Source organism: Acinetobacter sp. AOR12_HL, from assembly GCF_027855275.1.
GTDB lineage: Bacteria > Pseudomonadota > Gammaproteobacteria > Pseudomonadales > Moraxellaceae > Acinetobacter > Acinetobacter baumannii.
In genome coordinates this window covers 77,503-95,466 of sequence record NZ_JAKTIJ010000026.1, presented here as the reverse complement: position 1 = coordinate 95,466, position 17,964 = coordinate 77,503, and the positions used below count along the sequence as shown (strand labels likewise).

The following is a 17,964-nucleotide window of genomic DNA, read 5'->3' as shown; positions in this document are numbered from 1 at the left end:
AATCAATCTAATCACAAGTAACTGTTTTTCAACAAGTTTCTATCTGCATCACCGCCGATGGATGTGCATTATAGACCATCTCTCTCCCTTTGCAACCCCTTTTTATAGCATTTCATATCAAGCGTACATTTTTTAGGCTTTTTGGCTATATTTCTATATAATTTGATCAATTTTACATTGATAATAGCTTATCGCTTCTGTATTAAAATATATCTCTACCCAACTGCATATTGAATATAGCCTGGCTAGCGGTTAAGGAATTATATGAATTATTCTAATTTACTTTTGTCGAGCTTATTAACTGTAGGTCTTTACACCTCAGCCCATGCTCAAGAAAATCTTACTGAAGAATCTGCCGCTAGTTCGGAAGATGTTACTTCAACCCAGACTCAGCATAGCCGACCTCACTTACAAATTATTAAAGATTTGAAAGGCATAAAAGTTAAAGATTTAAAGATCAACGCAAATGCTGCTCAACCAGATACAGTGAAAGATCCATTACAGTCACTGAACCGTCCAATTTATTCTTTTAACGATATGTTAGATCGCCATGTTTTGCGTCCCGTTGCTGTTGAATATAGAGAAAAGACACCAGAAGATGTACGTGGTTCTTACCGACAATTTCGTAAAAACCTTGGCGAACCATGGAATGCTGTTAACCAACTAATTCAAGGACGTCCTGGCCGTGCCGCAAAAACTTTAGGTCGTTTTACTATTAATACGTTAACAACTTTAGGTTTAGCCGATCCAGCGAGCCGCTTAGGCTTACCTCCTGAAGAAGAAAGCTTTGGTGTAACTCTCGGTTACTATGGCGTTCCTTCTGGACCATTTCTTATGCTGCCTTTCTTTGGACCAAGTACTTTACGTGATGGCGTTGGCTTGGCTGTAGATGCTCAGGCCCGTCCACAAAAATACATTATGGATGATCAAGATGGCCTGTATTGGTCGACTAATCTATTACAAGCCGTTGATACACGCGCTCAATATCTAGATTTAGACCAAACTATACAAGGCGATCAATATGCAATGATTCGTGATTTATATCTCCAACGTAAAGCGTTCCAGATTGCCGAGAAAAAAGGTGATTCGGCAGATGTGTCTTTTATTGATGATGACGAATCCGAAGATGTACCAGAAGATAACACTGATAAAACCGAAAAATAATTAAAGGACAAATCAAGGTATTGCATTTTTCTTATAATAAGGCAATACCTTGATTTTGGTCATACATCCTCTATGATGGATAAAGTGATCTTGAAAAAGGACTACCATATCTTCTATGTATTTTATTAAACCGACACGCTCTATCCCTTTCGTAGAGCAAGCTCTGGAAGCATTACCAGACTTACAAGTCATTCACATAGATGATCTCGATTTATACGACCCAACAATTATCGCAATTGCTGATGTACAAGATTTCCTAACTTATAAATGGCGTTTACCTACAATCGTGATTGCTTTTGAGCATGAAGGTAGTGCTTTAGCTCAAGCATGGGAAGCGGGTGCTCTTGCAGGATGGGTATGGAACCAGTTACCTAAAGATCTAAATAAAGCTTTAACAAGAATTGATGCACAATATAAACGTAATCAGGATAGCCGTGATTTACCTTCGGCAGCAGAATTACAAAAACGTTTATTGCCAAATCCTATTGATTTATTAAATTATGAGGTTGAAACTTTTTTCCAACCTTCTGCCTATTTATCAGGCGACTGGTACGACTACTGGAAGCTCAATGATAAAGAGGTTTTATTTTATCTCGCCGATGTATCAGGGCATGGTGTAACAAGTAGCTTATTAACTTCTTGGATGGCAGCCTTTCATGGTCGCTCCAAAACACCACGACAGTTAATCAAAAAGTTAAATGGGATGCTGGTTCAAGAGAATATTGAAAAACATATTACAATTGTGGTCGGTATTCTAAATCTTGAAACTCATAGTCTTCGCTGGTCTAGTGCAGGTCATTACCCTCCTCCAATTATTTTTGAACCTAATCAACCTCCAAAAATTTTAACCACCAGCAGCTTTCCCTTAGGGTTAACTGATGAGTTAGAAGTTGAAGAACATGTATGCACATTAAATCGTCATGCACGTTTCATTATTTGCTCAGATGGAGCACTAGAACCATTTGATGGCGGCTTGAATGATCAGTTTCAACAATTAGTTCAACATTTGCAAAATCAATCATTCCAAGCCCCTGATCACGTTGCTGATGACATTGCCATCTTTAGTCTTTGTCGAATGAATTAATTTAAGAATCAATTAATTACATAATATACGACTTAAGGACTCTTGAGTCTGAGATGGCACTATGTGATAATTTTTCTATCCTTCTCTGAAAATGGCATTTATATGTCAACAGGTCATGTTGAATATGCAAGTTTAAATGGAACGCATATTTTCAAGCTTATTGGTGAAGTGCGAGCCCATTCTTGTATAAGTCTAGACAAACTTTTAAACAGAATTGAACAGCAAGAAAATGTTGTTGGTGCAATCGTTGATTTAACCCAAACAACATTTATTGATAGTACTGTATTAGGTATCCTAGCTAAGCTAGGTTTAAAACTGAAACAGACTCATCATATTCAAGCTGTGATGCTATCTACCAATCCAGATATCACAACCTTAGCCAACAGCATGGGGCTAGGGCAGGTTTTTGTCATCCTGAATTATTGTGGCGATCCTAACGTTTGCACTTTAACGTTAACTGACGAGCACATTACTCATAATGCGATGCTAAGAACCGTTCTGGACGCACATAAGACATTGATGAAACTCAATGCAAATAATCAGAACATGTTTGAGCCGCTTGTTAAGCAATTGCAAAAAGAACAAGACACGCTTGAACAAGTATCTGATAAGCAAAATGCCTAAACTTTATTGCTAATCTGGATGTGTATATGACTCTTGTTTCGGTTGTTCAAATGAATTCCCAAGATGACATTGAAAGCAACTTTCAAGTAATTGAGTCATTGATTCAGCAAAGCAAGGCTCAAAATGCCAGCTTAATTGTTTTTCCTGAAAACTTTGTTTGTTTTGCGGCTGGCAAACAGCGTGAAACAGCAGAGCAATTTGAGTCGATTCAACAAAGACTTGAGAAACTTGCGCATCAGTATGAAATCTGGATTGTTGCAGGCACTCTACCGTGCCCATTTCGTCCGGATGGTTCCATCATACAAGATGGTCGAGTGCGTACAGTGAGTTTATGCATCAGTCCTGAACGTACCGAAGCACGTTATGACAAAATACATTTATTTGATGTACAAGTTGGCGATGCTGTGGGTGGATATCAGGAATCTCGTTTCTTTGAACCAGGAACAGACGTTGTAGTCACATCTACCCCTTTTGGCAATATTGGCCTAATGGTATGTTATGACTTGCGTTTTCCTGAGTTAGCTTTAACCCTTAGACAGCAAGGCGCTCATCTATTAACTGCTCCTGCTGCATTTACCTATACAACAGGTCAGATGCATTGGCAGCTTTTGCTGCAAGCACGTGCAATGGATAGCCAATGCTATGTTTTAGGGGCTGCACAACAAGGTTGGCATGGGGAAAAACGCCAAACTTGGGGGCATGCAGGAGCAACTGATAGTCGTGGTCAAGTTTTAAGTATGATTGGTTATGAAGGGAACGGTTTAATTACGGTACCTTTTGATTTAGCTGCTCAAGAACTTGTGCGTACATCAATGCCTTTAATGATGCATCGTAAATTAATTCACTATTAAAAGCTTAATTATTCATGTGGAAATACTTATTTAGCATTTTTTGCTTAGGGGCAAATATTCACTGTTATGCGACTGATTTCGGGACAACGAATAATTTTGTCTCTCCAAATTTGCAGCTTAAACAAAATGTACTACCTCCTACTCCAAAAAATATTCCTCTGCCTGCTTTTGGCCAGCGGATTATTGGTTGGGGGACAGGTGCAGAAGGTGCCAGACAGCGTTTAGAGAATATTCAGCCTGCCGATGTTTCTATGATTAAAAAACAAGGAACAACTTTAGAAATGATCACGGCCTGGCAAGATTTTTATGAACAAGAGCAACAACGTAATGAAAATAACCCAACTGCAAAATATCGTGCTCGTTTAATGAAAAAAATTGCCGACCTTTGGTAACCATTTTAAATTAGTATTTTTAAGTGATGGAGTAATGTTTAGATTACTCCATTTTTTACGTTATCTTATTTTTATCAATAGCTCTAAATTATGAGCATTTAAGAAATTAAACATAAAGCGATATACTAGAAAAGCACTAATTAGTTTTCTGAGGAATATATGGACCAAGACTGTCAAAATCTAAAGCTTGAGAATCAATTATGTTTCCTCATTTATTCAACAAATTTAGCCCTTAATCAACTTTATCGCAAACTTTTAACTCCATTAGGGATTACTTATCCTCAATATTTGGTGATGTTGGTGTTGTGGGAAAAAGATGAGATTACTGTTTCAGAAATTGGCAGCAAGTTATTTTTAGAGTCTTCAACTTTAACCCCAATTTTAAAAAAGTTAGAAGCATTGCAGCTTCTTAATCGTACTCGTTCAAAAGAAGATGAAAGACAAGTCATTATCACGCTTAGCGAAAAGGGGAAAAAACTTAAAGAACAGGCCGTAAATATTCCAACGCATATCTTAGAGGCCAGTTCTTGTGATACGGCTACCCTTCTCGGTCTCAAAGATCAATTAACACAACTCCGTACAAATATAGCTAAATAATCACCAATTTTTTTACAAAATTGACTTGTTAAAATAATTAAGTCGTGTACGATATACTTGCATTCAATTTAATTTAGGAATAAAAAGATGTCATTAGAAAAAGTTGTGTATCGTGCAAAAGCCAAAGCAACAGGTGGCCGTGATGGTCGTGCAACTTCATCAGACGGTGTATTAGACGTACAACTTGGTGTACCTAAAGAAATGGGTGGCGCAGGTGGTGCTGTAACTAACCCAGAACAATTATTTGCAGCTGGTTATTCAGCATGCTTTTTAGGTGCTTTAAAATTTGTTGCAAATCGCGATAAATTCAATATTAGCAAAGATGCGTATGTTGAAGGTGAAGTCGGTATTGGTCCAATTCCAACAGGTTTTAGTATTGAAGTTACTTTAAATGTTTATTTAATCGGTATGGACCGTGAAGAAGCTGAAAAGTTAGTTGCAGCAGCTCATATCGTTTGTCCATATTCAAATGCAACTCGTAACAATATTGATGTGACGTTTAATATTGTGACTGAATAAGTTTTAATATAAAAAATGCCCGAATCATATCGGGCATTTTTTATATCTTACAAATTATGCTTCACTTGCTTCATTGGTTACACGAAGCACTTCTTCAAGTGTAGTTTTACCTGAGAGCACCTTACGTAAACCATCATCGCGAATAGAACCAGAATACTGACGAGCATGATTTTCTAATTCAAATTCAGCTGCATTACCATGAATGAGACGGCGCATAGGTTCATCAATAGGTACAATTTCATAAATCGCTGTACGGCCATTAAACCCTAAATGAGAACACTGATCACACCCTTGAGCCTCTGGTAACTTTAAACTTGGTTCATGGGAAATATGCTGAAAAACTTGCTTCTCAAAAGTATCGGCTTCACGCCATGTCATACAATGTGGACATAAAGTACGAACCAAACGCTGCGCAACCACCCCAATTAAAGAGCTTGAAAGCAGGAAAGGTTCAATCCCCATATCTTTAAGACGAGTCACTGCACCAATAGCAGTATTGGTATGTAGCGTCGATAAAACCAAATGACCTGTTAAGGATGCCTGCACCGCAATTTCAGCAGTTTCTAGATCACGAATCTCCCCCACCATGACCACATCTGGATCTTGACGTAACATTGCCTTTAAAGCACGAGCAAATGTCATATCCACTTTGGTATTCACTTGAGTTTGGCCAATACCTTCAAGCTGATACTCAATTGGATCTTCGGCAGTTAAGATGTTACGAGTATTGTCATTTAGATCAGATAAGGCAGCATATAAAGTCGTCGTTTTCCCCGAACCAGTAGGCCCTGTGACCAAAATAATACCGTGCGGACGATGTACTAACTGAGTTAAACGTTCATAGTCATTTGCCATTAAACCTAGGTGAGTCATATTAAGGCGACCCGCTTGTTTATCGAGTAAACGCATGACCACCCTTTCACCATGAGAAGAAGGCAAAGTTGAAACACGGACATCGACTTCACGACCAGCAAGACGTAAAGAAATACGCCCATCTTGCGGTACACGCTTTTCGGCAATATCGAGTTTCGCCATAACTTTAATACGCGAAACAAGTAACGGGGCTAGTTCACGGCGCGGTTGTACAATCTCACGCAATTGTCCATCTACTCGTAAACGAACTGATAGCTTTTTCTCAAAGGCTTCAATATGGATATCTGAAGCACCAACACGAATTGCCTCAGAGAGAAGTGCATTGATTAGACGAACAATAGGCGCGTCATCCTCTTGATCCATTAAGTCTTCTGTTTCAGGCACCTGATCTGCAAGGCTTAATAAATCCGGATGGTCTTCTAAGCCCGCAGCTACTTGTTGAGATTCACCTGTATCCCCTGCATAACTGGTACTTAATAGACTATTAAATTCTTGTTCAGTGCATAATTGATAGTGTGCAGGTTTCCCCAAAATTCGTCTTGCTTCCTGCAATGCAATTTTTTCTGTATTTTGACGTCTAACAATAAAAACTTGATCACCGTCATAACGAAATAAAACACCATGACGCTTGGCAAAACTATATGGAACTTGTATTTGTTTCAATATTTGCATCACAATTTATAATGATGAATAAGATGATTTTGAGTGTACTCTAAGCAGATTACAGCGTGAAGTCTGTTTAACAACTCGGTAGAGGAATTTTACGTCTTGTTTGAAAATAATGAATATCAGCCTCACCCCCAGAATTCTTTAAAATGGTGGGGTGAACAGCACTTTGAAATTAACCAGTCCAAAGCATGGCAATTCGGTTCAATGCTCTTTCGTTTAACACGCGGCATAAAAGAATGGCGTATCGAATATTATCGCCCGACTCTCCAAGATGATAATGAGCAAGATTGGCACATCATAACGGATGCAAATTTTGGTTTTCCACATTCTGTGCAAGTCGAACGTTATATGTTTCGGAAAACTAATCCGAAGTTTTTACTCATGCCACGTTTGGCGGACCGATCAGTGGTAATTAAACCGGTTGATCCAATCTACATTCCAGCGGGTCAACGTGGGACACTTTATATTAGTACCCCCCTATGGATTGCCGGTTTAGTTGAAAGTCAGCATGAACCTTTATTTGAGATTCCTGTAATTCAACCCAAAGATACATGGTTTGGTCCTAATGCACAGCAAGGTGAAATTTGTTATGCAACCTCTGTTGATGGTCGTACCGATTTAAATCTATTAACCCCACGTGCTTTTCGTGCAGTTACGCCGATCGATTTTCATAATACCAGTAATCATCAATTACGCTTTGATCGTATGAATGTACCAGTTACCGCCCTACCGCTATTTTATAGTGAAAGTACGGGACGCTTATGGACATCACAAATCAAAGTCTACTATGAAGGCTCTGACCGCCCAGCCCGTATTCGTATTGAAAACCGTACTCCCCCTCTGGCAGGTGAAGTGACTTATGTTCACCCACCACGTTCACCAGGTGGTGCGCTATTTAATATGTTTGATTCATTCTTTTAAGGGGGTTTTATGGCCGATTCAAGTATTCCAAAAGATATCGCTGATAGCCTCAAAAGCATATTTACCAATATCAATACCGAACGAATTAGTGAAATTTTAGTCGGTGTTGTGCTTTGTTTTATTGGTTTTGTCCTTGCCCGTATTATTTCAAATACATTTATTAGAACCGTTGGCTCACGTTTTAATGCTCACCAGCGTCTGGTATGGCGCCGCGGTATTTTCTATTTTATTTTCTTACTCTTCATTATGACGAGTTTAAAAGAAGCTGGGTTCAAACTTAGTGTATTTCTGGGGGCAGCGGGGATCTTAACAGTAGCACTCGGTTTCGCATCACAAACATCTGCCAGTAACTTGATTAGTGGTTTATTTTTGATTGGTGAAGGTTCATTTGAGGTCGGTGATACGATTCAAATTACACTTATTCGCGGAAACACGATCGAAGGCGAAGTTATCTCAATTGATTTGCTTTCGGTAAAGTTACTTACACTCGACAACGTCTATATTCGTTTACCAAACGAACAACTCATTCGTGCTCCCGTACACAACTTATCAAAATATCCAATACGGCGTATTCCAATTACTTTGGCAATTAACTTTCATGAAGACATTATTAAAGTCCGTGAGGTTCTACTTAACGTCGCAGCGAATTATCCACTCGTGTTAGATGATCCAAAACCTGCTGTTACAGTTACTGCCTTCAGGGAGTCATCGATTGAGCTTTTATTTGCAATGTGGTGTCGTCAAGAAAACTCTTTAAAAGTTCGAGATGAAATGCAAGAACGTATCCGAAATGGTTTTTTAGATAACCAAATTGAAATTCCTGTTCCGAAAATGGGCTTAATTGATCGACCATCTACTGCTTTTGCTGAAGATGATATCCATCAATACAGCAATCAAAAAGAGTTAAAACGAGAGCCTAAAGCTTAGGCTCTTGATTCTTCTGTACAGAGGATGACGGTGGTAATGGCGCAAGATAAGCAATAATCAACATTACCCCACCTGCTCCAATAAACGAAATGACCCGAGTTAATGTCGCACTTTGTGATAGATCAAGCAAAATTAGTTTTAATACAACAATCCCTAAAAGTGCAGCGCCTACAAACCAGAGTTGACGAATCATTTTTCGACTAGAGTATGTAGTCAAAACAAATGCCAATATAACCCAAAGTAACGTCAAACTTAGCTGTACTACACCGTTTGTCCAAATTGAAGCACTCCATAGCGGTGTTGCCCAGTAATGGTGCAAGCCTCTGACGACTACACTACTAAATACCAGTAAGCCCACTAAAATTGTTGTAATTTTAAAAGTCCATTCCAGAGATTTATCTTGATCAAAAGCATGCTGATAAATAATAAAGAGTAGGCCAGCGAATACCAAAATTGAAAAGAAGTCAGTTAAGTTAAATAAAGGAACAAAATAAAGGTACTCAGCGGAGTGGCGATCAACGCTCACAACTAACAACCAAATTAAACTTAAACACCAAACTGGAATTTGATGTAACAGTGTCGTTTTATGAGCCTTATACGCCCAAAGCGAATAAACCACAGGAACAAAAGCCAGAGCAACAACTGGCATTTGTGCAAAGATTGCCAAACCAACTATCGCTAACGCCAACCAGCTTAAACCAGCCCATACCTTGACGTAACCCAAATGACTTGACTGCGGTTGAGCCATAATAAATAAGCCACTAAGAATAATGGTAGAGACTAGGAAAGTAGTTTGTTGTAATGAGTCTACCCATTTAAACAGAGTGAAGACCTGACTCATAAAAGCCTCACCCAAAACTAATAACAGTAACAGGCTAATTAAAATTAACTGCAAACTTTGCCATTGCACACGAAGTTTATAGTGAACAATCGCACTAAATATTGCGATTAGGGCTACGGCGAAGATCAAATACGGACTTAAAGCATGATGATGCCATGCCATTATTTCTACACCTGCTACGGCGCCCGCATACATGCCTAAACATAAGAAAATACCACTAAACATGCTTGCGCTAAAATAGCGTTGTTCTTTGCTGTTGTATTGCAATAAATAAAAGGCCGAAATGAATTGGGCAATTGCATAAATGCTAGTGCTTAGTGTTGGAAACTCTTCATTTGCCCAAACCTGATAAAACAGTGCAAGTGAGCTGAGTAAAACTAAAATCACACCAATATATCGGCTTAAACGGTAGCGTTCAGTTACTCCCCAAACGATTAAAGCCGTTCCTTGTGCAACCCAACCAATCGCTGTCCAATGTGCTCCTTTTGCAAGCGGGAAAATTAAGGCAAAAAAAGCAACCGCGAGAATGAAAAAACTTTTTGCAAGGACTGAAAGCTGAGGATGAGTTTTTTTAATCCAGAACGTTAACACCGCATAGGTGCCTGCTAAAACAGCAGCACCAATTGTTAAAGCTTGGGTCGACTCATGAACTAAATAGGCATGAAGCGTAAAGCCTAGTACAGGTACACTAAAAATAAGACCAACATCTAAAAGCGGAGGTAAACGGATCCCCTCTTGTTTTTCATGTTCTGAAACCCGAGAGATATTTTGGCTATAACGAACACTTAACCAAATAAATAGCGCTATATGGAGCCATAAAATCCAGTCTAATGTGTCAAATTTTGCTGGCTCTGCATAAAATGCGATTGCACTACCGCCAATAAACATTGTGGCAAAGAAAGCAATCTGATTTAGGATTTTCCAAGGCTGAATAAAATTAACCGCAGCGACTGCAAGATTAATAACAAGATAGTAACTAAATAAAAAAACCACATCAGGACGATATTGCGGAATAACTAAAGGAGCCGCATAAGCCATACCCAGTGCGAGTATTGCCAAATAAATAGCTTGTTGTTTTAAACTCAGGAATACTGTAATTGCTAATAAAATCGTAAATAGAATACTTGCTGTAGTTAGGCTCGTGATTACACCAAAATGATGTGAGAACACAAGCGTTAGAAAGACAACAGCTAACCCTACACCTTGCAATGCTACAGCAAATAGCTGGTTTTTCTTTTGCAAGGTATATCCAAATGTTGTTAATACACCTCCTGCAATCGCAATAAAACCAAGTTTCACACCTAAGCTCAACTGCCAGTGCTCACTTGCAAAACGCAGTAAGAGCACTACCCCAACCATAAGCACAGCAACAGCCACCCTTAAAATTGGATTACCATGAATCATCCAATCGACTGCTGGTTGCCACCATGCGGTTTGTACATGAGCTGGTTGTTCTGTTTGATTTAAAGGTGCCGTTCCCGCTGGAACTAGCGTATCCGTATTATTGGAACTAACTTGGTCTATTACAGGATTTATAACTCCTGTTCGTATGGTCTCATTTACATGAACAGTTTGTTTTGCAGACTCGAGGTACAACAGTCGAGTATGAAAAGCGCTGATGGTTTGAATTAAACATAATAATAAAACCAGTAAAGCCCCACCAGCAATCCACATCCAATGATTGATATAAGCAACTAATGCAACCAAGGCGGCTGCATAAATCACTGTTCTTTGCATATGAATAGAATAAAGTGGCGTTTTTTGCTGAGAAAACTGCTGTTCTAAATGAGTTAAACGCTCATGTAGATTTGACAGTAATTGAACGAGAATGACAGTAAGTGCAATAGATAAAGCAACAACGGCACTCTGAAATTTAAAACCAATTGAAATGGCTAAAAACAAAGTCAAAGCGATCAAAACGATGATCATTCCCTGTTTGTCTTTTTTATACATGGGCTTAGCAATATGACACCTTCATTACAGGCCATCTTACTTCAAGCCAATACATGCGTATATTTATACATACAAAATACTGCAAAAATCATAAACCTGCATTCATAGCCGTTTTCACGTAAAATACCCATAATTCAGTTTAAGGAATTGTTCAATGCCACCATTTGTCTTGGTTGATGGGTCCTATTTTTTATTTCGTGCATATCATGCATTACCACCATTGACGACCTCTACAGGGTTACATACCAATGCAATACGTGGAGCAATTTCTGCCATTCAAAAATTGATGCGTCGTATGCAACCGACACATATGGCTGTCATTTTTGATACGCCTGAGCCAACTTTCCGTCATAAGCTTTCACCTATTTATAAAGGTGACCGCCCGACTATGCCGGAAGAATTGTCTCAACAGATTCCATATTTACATGCATTGATTAAGGCTCAAGGGATTCCTTTATATAGTCTTCCGGGTGCAGAAGCCGATGACATTATCGGGACTCTCGCTAAACGCGCCGTAAAAGAAGGTCATCATGTGCTTATCTCAACCGGAGATAAAGACATGGCCCAGCTGGTTAATGACTATGTAAAACTTGAAGATAGCTTTAAAGATCGGGTATTAGACACCGACGGCGTATTTGAAAAATTTGGCGTTTGGCCAAACCAGATTATCGATTACTTAACCCTTATGGGTGATGCATCTGACGGCATTATGGGTGTACCTGGCGTAGGCGCAAAGACGGCTGCCAAATTACTGACCGAATATGGGACATTGGATAATATCATTGCCAATGTAGACCAACTTAAAGGCAAACTGAGCCAAAATATTAAAGATAATTTAGACAATATTAAGCTTGATCACCAGTTGGCAAGCATTGTCTGTGATCTTCCTTTAGAACTCGACTGGCATGAATTAAAACTTACTGATCCAAATGTAGATGCCTTACGCAATCTCTATACGGAGCTTGAGTTTAGAAACCAATTACAGTCTCTCGATCATCCAAACAATCCAAATAGCTCAAGCTATAAGCAGCAAGCTTCACAAACTATTGTCCAAAATGAAGTTAAACCTGCTCAAACGATTGAAACAGAAGATCAAGCAAGCTTGACTAGTCAAGATGACCAGCTTGGAACTGCAAACTATCATACTGTTTTAACACAAGAAGCATGGGATCAGCTCTGGCAACGCATGCAGAATGCCGATCATTTTGCTATTGATACAGAGACCACAAGTCTTGATTACCGTATTGCCGAGATGGTTGGTTTTTCAATCGCATTTGATGCGAAAGATGCCTACTATGTTCCTTTAGCACATAATTACGAAAATGCGCCACAACAACTGGACCGTGAACAAGTTTTAGCGCAAATCAAGCCTGTACTTGAAAATGAAGCAGTTAAAAAAATCGGTCATCATCTTAAATATGATGCGCACATTTTTGCTAATCACGGTATTGAACTTAAAGGTTGGTATTTCGATAGCATGCTGGCATCTTATGTACTGAATGCAGCAGCTACTCGTCATGGCATGGATGATGTTGCTCGTGTTTACCTAAGCCATTTGACCACTACTTTTGAGCAAATTGCTGGCAAAGGTGCAAAACAGAAGACTTTTAATCAAATTGAGATTGAAGTTGCAGCTCATTATGCAGCAGAAGATGCACATGTGACCTATCGTTTATATGAAGTACTTTCAAATAAACTTAAAGCACATCCTGAATTAGAAAATATTTTATATAACATCGAGATGCCAGTTGCTCGAATCTTATCGGGTATGGAAGAAGATGGAATCCGTTTAGATCATGCTTTCTTAGATAAATTAAGTGTTGAATTTGCGAAAACTATGGAAGACCTTGAAAATCAGGCCATGGAAATTGCAGGTGAAACTTTTAATATTGCTTCGCCTAAACAAGTAGGTGAAATTCTATTTGATAAGTTAGGCATTAAAGGTGGTAAAAAAACTGCAACTGGACAATACAGCACCAGTGAAAGTGTTCTTGAAAAAATTGAGCATCCTTTAACGGAAATTATTTTAGAACACCGTGGATTAGCAAAATTAAAGAGCACCTATACTGACCGTTTAATTGAGCAGTCGCATAATGACACCCATCGTGTACATACCAGCTATCATCAAGCACTAACGGCAACAGGTCGCCTATCCTCTTCTGACCCTAACTTACAAAACATTCCAATTCGTAGACAGATTGGCCGTCAAATCCGTAAAGCATTTATTGCACCGGAAGGACGAGTTTTGTTAGCAGCCGATTACTCGCAAATTGAACTTCGTTTAATGGCTCATTTTTCTCAAGATGATGCCTTAGTTCATGCATTCCAACATGGTCAAGATGTACACCGTAGAACAGCGGCAGAAGTGTTAGGTATTGCAATTGAAGATGTGACCAATGATCAGCGCCGTCAGGCTAAAGCTGTGAATTTCGGTCTACTTTACGGTATGTCCGAGTTTGGTTTAATTCGTCAACTTGGCTTTACTCGTGAAGAATCGCAAAACTATATCAAACAATACTTCCAACGCTATCCTGGCATTTACGAATACATGCAACGTACTCGCCAAGTAGCATCGGAACAAGGGTTTGTTGAAACTATCTTAGGTCGCCGTCTTTATACACCGGATATTGACGCTCGAAATGTGATGGTACGTAAAGCTGCTGAACGTGCTGCAATTAATGCACCTTTACAAGGTAGTGCTGCTGATATTATTAAGTTAGCAATGATTGAAGTAGATAAAATCCTGCCAAAAGATCAAGCAAAACTATTACTTCAAGTTCACGATGAATTGGTGTTTGAAGTTGATTCAAACATTGCAGATGAACTTTCAAAACAAATTGCGGATGTCATGCAGTCTGTTCTGGAAATTTCTGTACCGTTAGTCGTAGAAGTAGGCCAAGGTAAAAACTGGGATGATGCCCATTAATTTATCGATAAACCAATAAAAAAGGGCTGTAATACAGCCCTTTTTTTAATCTTACAAAATTAAAGTCCAGTTAATAAAACTTTAGCGACTTCATTCATTAAGATCTCGGCAATATAGAGTGCCAAAAATGCCAAAATTGGAGATAAGTCAATCATCCCCATATTAGGCAACAAACGACGGAATGGGGCGAGTAACGGTTCAGCTAAATCTTGAATCACCTCAATATAAGGTGAGCGAGATTGAGTAAACATAACGACCCAACTCAAAATAATTGTTGCAAAAATTAAGTAACGGCAGAAGCGAATCAAATCCTGAATCATGGTCACAAAAGTCAGAATCACTAAATGAACTGGACTATTTGGCATGGAACCCGAAAGATACATTACACCGAAAATTTTCAGTAAATATAAAATAATTAAAAGAACCAACGCTGCCAGATTGAATCGACCTTTTGCGACCGTTGGAAAAATTCGGCCAAAAATATCAACAATCTTAGTCGCCTTTACTGTCGATAAAACCACAGGATTATAAGGACTTACTGCCGCCAATTGCATTAAAAAACGGAAAAAGACCAATAAAATCGCGACGTTAATTAAAATTCCAAAAATTAGCGCAGAATTTGCACCCATAGTTGTCTTATCCTATTAAAGCTATTTTGCACTGTCACTCAGTTCTTGAGCCAATTCTTGGCTACGTTTCTGTGCAGCAGCTAATGCAGATTGAATATTTTGAGAGATTTGTGCACGATCAAAAACTTCAAGTGCAGCTTGGGTTGTACCATTCGGTGACGTCACATTTTTACGCAGCTCAGACGGAGTATTTGAACTCGTAATTGCCATTTGAGCTGCACCTAATGCTGTTTGAAGAGTTAAAGCAGTTGCAACTTTTTCATCCAAGCCTAAATTTTTACCTGCACGAATCATACTTTCCATGAGGTAGAAGAAATAAGCTGGACCTGAACCTGAAACCGCCGTTACTGCATCAATTTGAGCTTCGGAGTTTACCCAAATTGTTAAACCAGTTGCTGCTAAAATCTGACTCGTTAATTCACGGTCCGAGGCACCAACCACATCAGTCGCGTAAATACCATGAGCACCAGTTTGAACTAATGCAGGTGTATTTGGCATAACTCGCACAATACGTTCACTATCAATCAAATTTGATATTGTCTTAATTTCCGCACCGGCAATAATCGAAATAACCAATTTATCCGATAATAAACCTTTTAACGGACGTAGAACATTTGCCAGAACTTGTGGTTTTACAGCAAGAACAACTACATCGGCATTCTGGATAGCAGCCGTATTATCTTGAGTTACATGAACTTCTTTTTCTTGCAATAGTTGACGAATTTGTTCGACAGGATCTGAAACGGTAATACGTGTTGGTGGTAATCCTCTTGAAATGAGCCCGCCAATTAATGCTTGGGCCATATTACCACCACCAATAAAACAGATATTACAATTCACTGCTGTTGCCATAACTATATTCGCCATTTACCAGATTACAAGAATGAGAAATTAAATCTGGTTGCCACCCTCCTTCCTCACAATATGGAGACTGAGCCAACCAAAATCCTTTCGGTGTAAAAACCCCAAGCATAACATTATCTAAGACTAATATTTGAATTGTATGACGAAGCCAAGGCAAAATATGTGCTTCTTGAATTGCTTTTTTTAAAGGCCATTGCCCAACACGACCATATAGGTGAATCTTTTCCCCACCTTGACGTCGAATGATTTTTAATTTTTTATTCAATAAAGAATGACTTAAACCAATTTTTTTACACTCAACATGGAATAGGCCAGCTGCGCCCTGCCATCTTTCTTCTAATTTAAATGAATGCTCTAGTTCAGCATCAACCGGATTTAAAGTTTCAGCGAGATAAACCTGTCTACTCAACCTATAGAGTATATTTTGATAACGGACATAGTAAAACTGGTTCCAATGTAAAGCGGCTTGAGCATCTGACTTAGACTCAATAACTTCTGCTCTTAGCCGTTCGACCATTTCAAATGCAGGTCGATATTGCCCTTGGCCTTTCATCCACGCAGAAAGTAACTGGCGCTGCCGCGCAAAAGATAACTCGGATAATTTCGTTAAATCTAAATAGTCAGCTGAACCAGAATATTGCCAATCATCTTTAAGAACTTCTTCTAAAATTTCAGAAGCATCTTGCATCAGATAACTGGTTCGGCTCAAAGCTTGCTGCATTTTTGGAAAACGGCTTGTTAAAAATGGCCACAGTGCTTCACGACACCACACCCTATCGTAATGGTTGTCATAGTTCATTGGATCGTCAATATATTTAACTTCAAGCTGAGCAGTCCATAAGGCGATTTGCTCACGTGTTAAATCCAAAAAGGGGCGCCAAATTGTCATATCTTTACGGTAATCAATAGCCTGCATCGCAGCAAGTCCATCTACTCCCGCACCTGACAATAATCGCAAAATAACTGTTTCTGCCTGATCTTGTTGATGATGAGCAAGCAACAGAATTTCATTTTCTTGTAAATGTTGCTGATATGCTTGATAACGCGCTTGACGTGCTTGTGCTTCCAGATTGCCGTTTGCGATCTGAACTTTTTGAATAATATAAGGAATATTTAATATTGTTGCCTGTGTGGCAACCACTTCCGCCCACTCTGCACTTTGATCTTGCAGTTGATGATCAATATAAATTGCTCGGATCTTTTGAGGGAAAATTTGAGCCATTAAATGTAGCAGTAGCATTGAATCCATGCCACCACTACATCCAATAAGAAAAGAACTTTTTTCAGAGAACTCTTGAGCTTGCTTTAAGACGCCATGCCTAAATTTTCGCTGCCAAACTTCATTAAACGTTGATAACGTGCTTCGCATCGTTCATTTGCATCCATTGGTAGCAATTCATCCAAAGCCTGCTTTAAAACTACTTTTAAGTTTTGCATCACACGCTCAGGATCTAAATGCGCACCTTCACCTTCATCTACTACATATTCAACAATACCTAGCGATTGTAGTTTATCTGCTGTTAAACCTAAAGCTTCACTCGCTTGAGCTGCTTTCTCAGCAGTTTTCCACAAAATAGATGCACAGCCTTCAGGCGAAATCACAGAATAAATACTATGTGACAACATAATCACTCTGTCAGCAACACCAATACCTAAAGCACCACCAGAACCGCCTTCACCAAGTACTGTTGCGATTACAGGTACTTTCAGGCTTGAAAGTTGAGCAAGGCTAGTCGCAATTGCTTCTGCCTGACCACGTTCTTCAGCACCAACACCCGGATATGCACCCATAGTATCAATAAAGGTGAAAACTGGTAGATTGAAACGCTCAGCCATATCTAAAAGGCGCTGAGATTTACGATAACCTTCTGGGTTACACATACCAAAGTTGTGCTTTAATTTTTCACGGGTACTACGACCACGGTGTTGTCCAATGACCATCACAGGTTGACCGTCAAAACGAGCAAGACCACCTACCATCGCACCATCGTCACCAAACAAACGATCACCATGCAATGCATCAAACTCTGTAAAGATTTCACCGACATAATCTAGAAACTGCGGACGTTCAGGATGACGTGCAATTTGAACCGTTGTCCACGCTTTGGACTGAGTAGCTTTTTTCATAGG

At 39.2% G+C, this 17,964-nt stretch carries 16 protein-coding genes; 10 read left to right on the top strand and 6 right to left on the bottom strand.

Annotated features, from left to right (window positions below; all coding sequences use genetic code 11):
* The first annotated feature begins 264 nt into the window (after window positions 1-264).
* From MKL36_RS13570 to MKL36_RS13540, 7 genes are all read left to right on the top strand, one after another.
* A complete protein-coding gene (locus tag MKL36_RS13570; protein ID WP_001109856.1) occupies window positions 265-1,164 on the top strand; it encodes an MlaA family lipoprotein in 900 nt (299 codons plus the stop codon).
* A 115-nt stretch (window positions 1,165-1,279) separates the two neighbouring features.
* Complete coding sequence (gigA, locus tag MKL36_RS13565; protein WP_000273589.1) at window positions 1,280-2,248, top strand: RsbU family protein phosphatase GigA; 969 nt, start codon at window positions 1,280-1,282, stop codon at window positions 2,246-2,248.
* Between the two features lie 102 nt (window positions 2,249-2,350).
* Complete coding sequence (gigB, locus tag MKL36_RS13560) at window positions 2,351-2,872, top strand: anti-anti-sigma factor GigB (protein WP_000103065.1); 522 nt, start codon at window positions 2,351-2,353, stop codon at window positions 2,870-2,872.
* Window positions 2,873-2,898: 26 nt separating this feature from the next.
* Window positions 2,899-3,723, top strand: coding sequence for a carbon-nitrogen hydrolase family protein (locus MKL36_RS13555; protein WP_000177088.1), 825 nt, complete (start codon window positions 2,899-2,901; stop codon window positions 3,721-3,723).
* Between the two features lie 14 nt (window positions 3,724-3,737).
* Window positions 3,738-4,115: a DUF4951 domain-containing protein gene (locus tag MKL36_RS13550; RefSeq protein WP_000266123.1), complete on the top strand. Its 378-nt coding sequence runs from the start codon at window positions 3,738-3,740 to the stop codon at window positions 4,113-4,115.
* A gap of 159 nt (window positions 4,116-4,274) precedes the next feature.
* On the top strand, window positions 4,275-4,712 hold the full coding sequence (locus MKL36_RS13545) for a MarR family winged helix-turn-helix transcriptional regulator (protein WP_000371731.1): 438 nt from the start codon (window positions 4,275-4,277) through the stop codon (window positions 4,710-4,712).
* A gap of 87 nt (window positions 4,713-4,799) precedes the next feature.
* Window positions 4,800-5,231, top strand: coding sequence for an organic hydroperoxide resistance protein (locus tag MKL36_RS13540; RefSeq protein ID WP_000051124.1), 432 nt, complete (start codon window positions 4,800-4,802; stop codon window positions 5,229-5,231).
* 54 nt (window positions 5,232-5,285) lie between these two features.
* Here the strand turns inward: MKL36_RS13540 and gspE are convergent, their stop codons facing one another.
* Window positions 5,286-6,776, bottom strand: coding sequence for a type II secretion system ATPase GspE (gene gspE, locus MKL36_RS13535; RefSeq protein ID WP_001166321.1), 1,491 nt, complete (start codon window positions 6,774-6,776; stop codon window positions 5,286-5,288).
* Window positions 6,777-6,872: 96 nt separating this feature from the next.
* Between gspE and MKL36_RS13530 the strand changes: the two genes are divergently transcribed.
* Window positions 6,873-7,694 carry a hypothetical protein gene (locus MKL36_RS13530; protein ID WP_000462729.1) on the top strand — a complete coding sequence of 274 codons (822 nt, stop codon included), beginning with the start codon at window positions 6,873-6,875 and terminating at the stop codon, window positions 7,692-7,694.
* Window positions 7,695-7,703: 9 nt separating this feature from the next.
* A complete protein-coding gene (locus tag MKL36_RS13525) occupies window positions 7,704-8,621 on the top strand; it encodes a mechanosensitive ion channel family protein (protein ID WP_021510648.1) in 918 nt (305 codons plus the stop codon).
* On the opposite strand, the gene MKL36_RS13520 is transcribed toward MKL36_RS13525, so the two are convergent.
* Window positions 8,611-11,415: a DUF2339 domain-containing protein gene (locus tag MKL36_RS13520; protein WP_021510647.1), complete on the bottom strand. Its 2,805-nt coding sequence runs from the start codon at window positions 11,413-11,415 to the stop codon at window positions 8,611-8,613. The two genes, MKL36_RS13525 and MKL36_RS13520, sit on opposite strands and share 11 nt — an antisense overlap.
* A gap of 154 nt (window positions 11,416-11,569) precedes the next feature.
* Here MKL36_RS13520 and polA point away from each other — a divergent pair, with 154 nt between their 5' ends.
* Window positions 11,570-14,341: a DNA polymerase I gene (gene polA, locus MKL36_RS13515; protein WP_001134663.1), complete on the top strand. Its 2,772-nt coding sequence runs from the start codon at window positions 11,570-11,572 to the stop codon at window positions 14,339-14,341.
* A 59-nt stretch (window positions 14,342-14,400) separates the two neighbouring features.
* Here the strand turns inward: polA and MKL36_RS13510 are convergent, their stop codons facing one another.
* Genes MKL36_RS13510 through MKL36_RS13495 form a run of 4 tightly spaced genes read right to left on the bottom strand, consistent with a single transcriptional unit; the run spans window position 14,401 to window position 17,961 of the window.
* Complete coding sequence (locus MKL36_RS13510; protein ID WP_000501183.1) at window positions 14,401-14,970, bottom strand: YggT family protein; 570 nt, start codon at window positions 14,968-14,970, stop codon at window positions 14,401-14,403.
* 21 nt (window positions 14,971-14,991) lie between these two features.
* Window positions 14,992-15,828 (bottom strand): pyrroline-5-carboxylate reductase, encoded by an 837-nt coding sequence (proC, locus tag MKL36_RS13505; protein WP_085916948.1) that lies wholly within the window; start codon window positions 15,826-15,828, stop codon window positions 14,992-14,994.
* The gene (tilS, locus tag MKL36_RS13500; RefSeq protein WP_079269833.1) at window positions 15,800-17,203 is read right to left on the bottom strand and encodes a tRNA lysidine(34) synthetase TilS; all 1,404 of its coding nucleotides are present in this window, start codon (window positions 17,201-17,203) and stop codon (window positions 15,800-15,802) included. Before tilS ends, proC begins: the two co-directional genes overlap by 29 nt.
* Window positions 17,140-17,961, bottom strand: coding sequence for an acetyl-CoA carboxylase carboxyltransferase subunit alpha (locus MKL36_RS13495; RefSeq protein WP_000710403.1), 822 nt, complete (start codon window positions 17,959-17,961; stop codon window positions 17,140-17,142). Before MKL36_RS13495 ends, tilS begins: the two co-directional genes overlap by 64 nt.
* Window positions 17,962-17,964 lie beyond the last annotated feature (3 nt).

What these genes read in the sequence shown, in the direction of transcription:
- gspE (WP_001166321.1), bottom strand. Translation starts at nt 6,776, where the DNA reads ATGCAAATATTGAAACAAATACAAGTTCCATATAGTTTTGCCAAGCGT.
- MKL36_RS13495 (WP_000710403.1), bottom strand. Translation starts at nt 17,961, where the DNA reads ATGAAAAAAGCTACTCAGTCCAAAGCGTGGACAACGGTTCAAATTGCA.
- MKL36_RS13545 (WP_000371731.1), top strand. Translation starts at nt 4,275, where the DNA reads ATGGACCAAGACTGTCAAAATCTAAAGCTTGAGAATCAATTATGTTTC.
- MKL36_RS13555 (WP_000177088.1), top strand. Translation starts at nt 2,899, where the DNA reads ATGACTCTTGTTTCGGTTGTTCAAATGAATTCCCAAGATGACATTGAA.
- MKL36_RS13525 (WP_021510648.1), top strand. Translation starts at nt 7,704, where the DNA reads ATGGCCGATTCAAGTATTCCAAAAGATATCGCTGATAGCCTCAAAAGC.
- MKL36_RS13570 (WP_001109856.1), top strand. Translation starts at nt 265, where the DNA reads ATGAATTATTCTAATTTACTTTTGTCGAGCTTATTAACTGTAGGTCTT.
- MKL36_RS13510 (WP_000501183.1), bottom strand. Translation starts at nt 14,970, where the DNA reads ATGGGTGCAAATTCTGCGCTAATTTTTGGAATTTTAATTAACGTCGCG.
- gigA (WP_000273589.1), top strand. Translation starts at nt 1,280, where the DNA reads ATGTATTTTATTAAACCGACACGCTCTATCCCTTTCGTAGAGCAAGCT.
- MKL36_RS13540 (WP_000051124.1), top strand. Translation starts at nt 4,800, where the DNA reads ATGTCATTAGAAAAAGTTGTGTATCGTGCAAAAGCCAAAGCAACAGGT.
- MKL36_RS13550 (WP_000266123.1), top strand. Translation starts at nt 3,738, where the DNA reads ATGTGGAAATACTTATTTAGCATTTTTTGCTTAGGGGCAAATATTCAC.
- polA (WP_001134663.1), top strand. Translation starts at nt 11,570, where the DNA reads ATGCCACCATTTGTCTTGGTTGATGGGTCCTATTTTTTATTTCGTGCA.
- MKL36_RS13520 (WP_021510647.1), bottom strand. Translation starts at nt 11,415, where the DNA reads ATGTATAAAAAAGACAAACAGGGAATGATCATCGTTTTGATCGCTTTG.
- gigB (WP_000103065.1), top strand. Translation starts at nt 2,351, where the DNA reads ATGTCAACAGGTCATGTTGAATATGCAAGTTTAAATGGAACGCATATT.
- tilS (WP_079269833.1), bottom strand. Translation starts at nt 17,203, where the DNA reads ATGCGAAGCACGTTATCAACGTTTAATGAAGTTTGGCAGCGAAAATTT.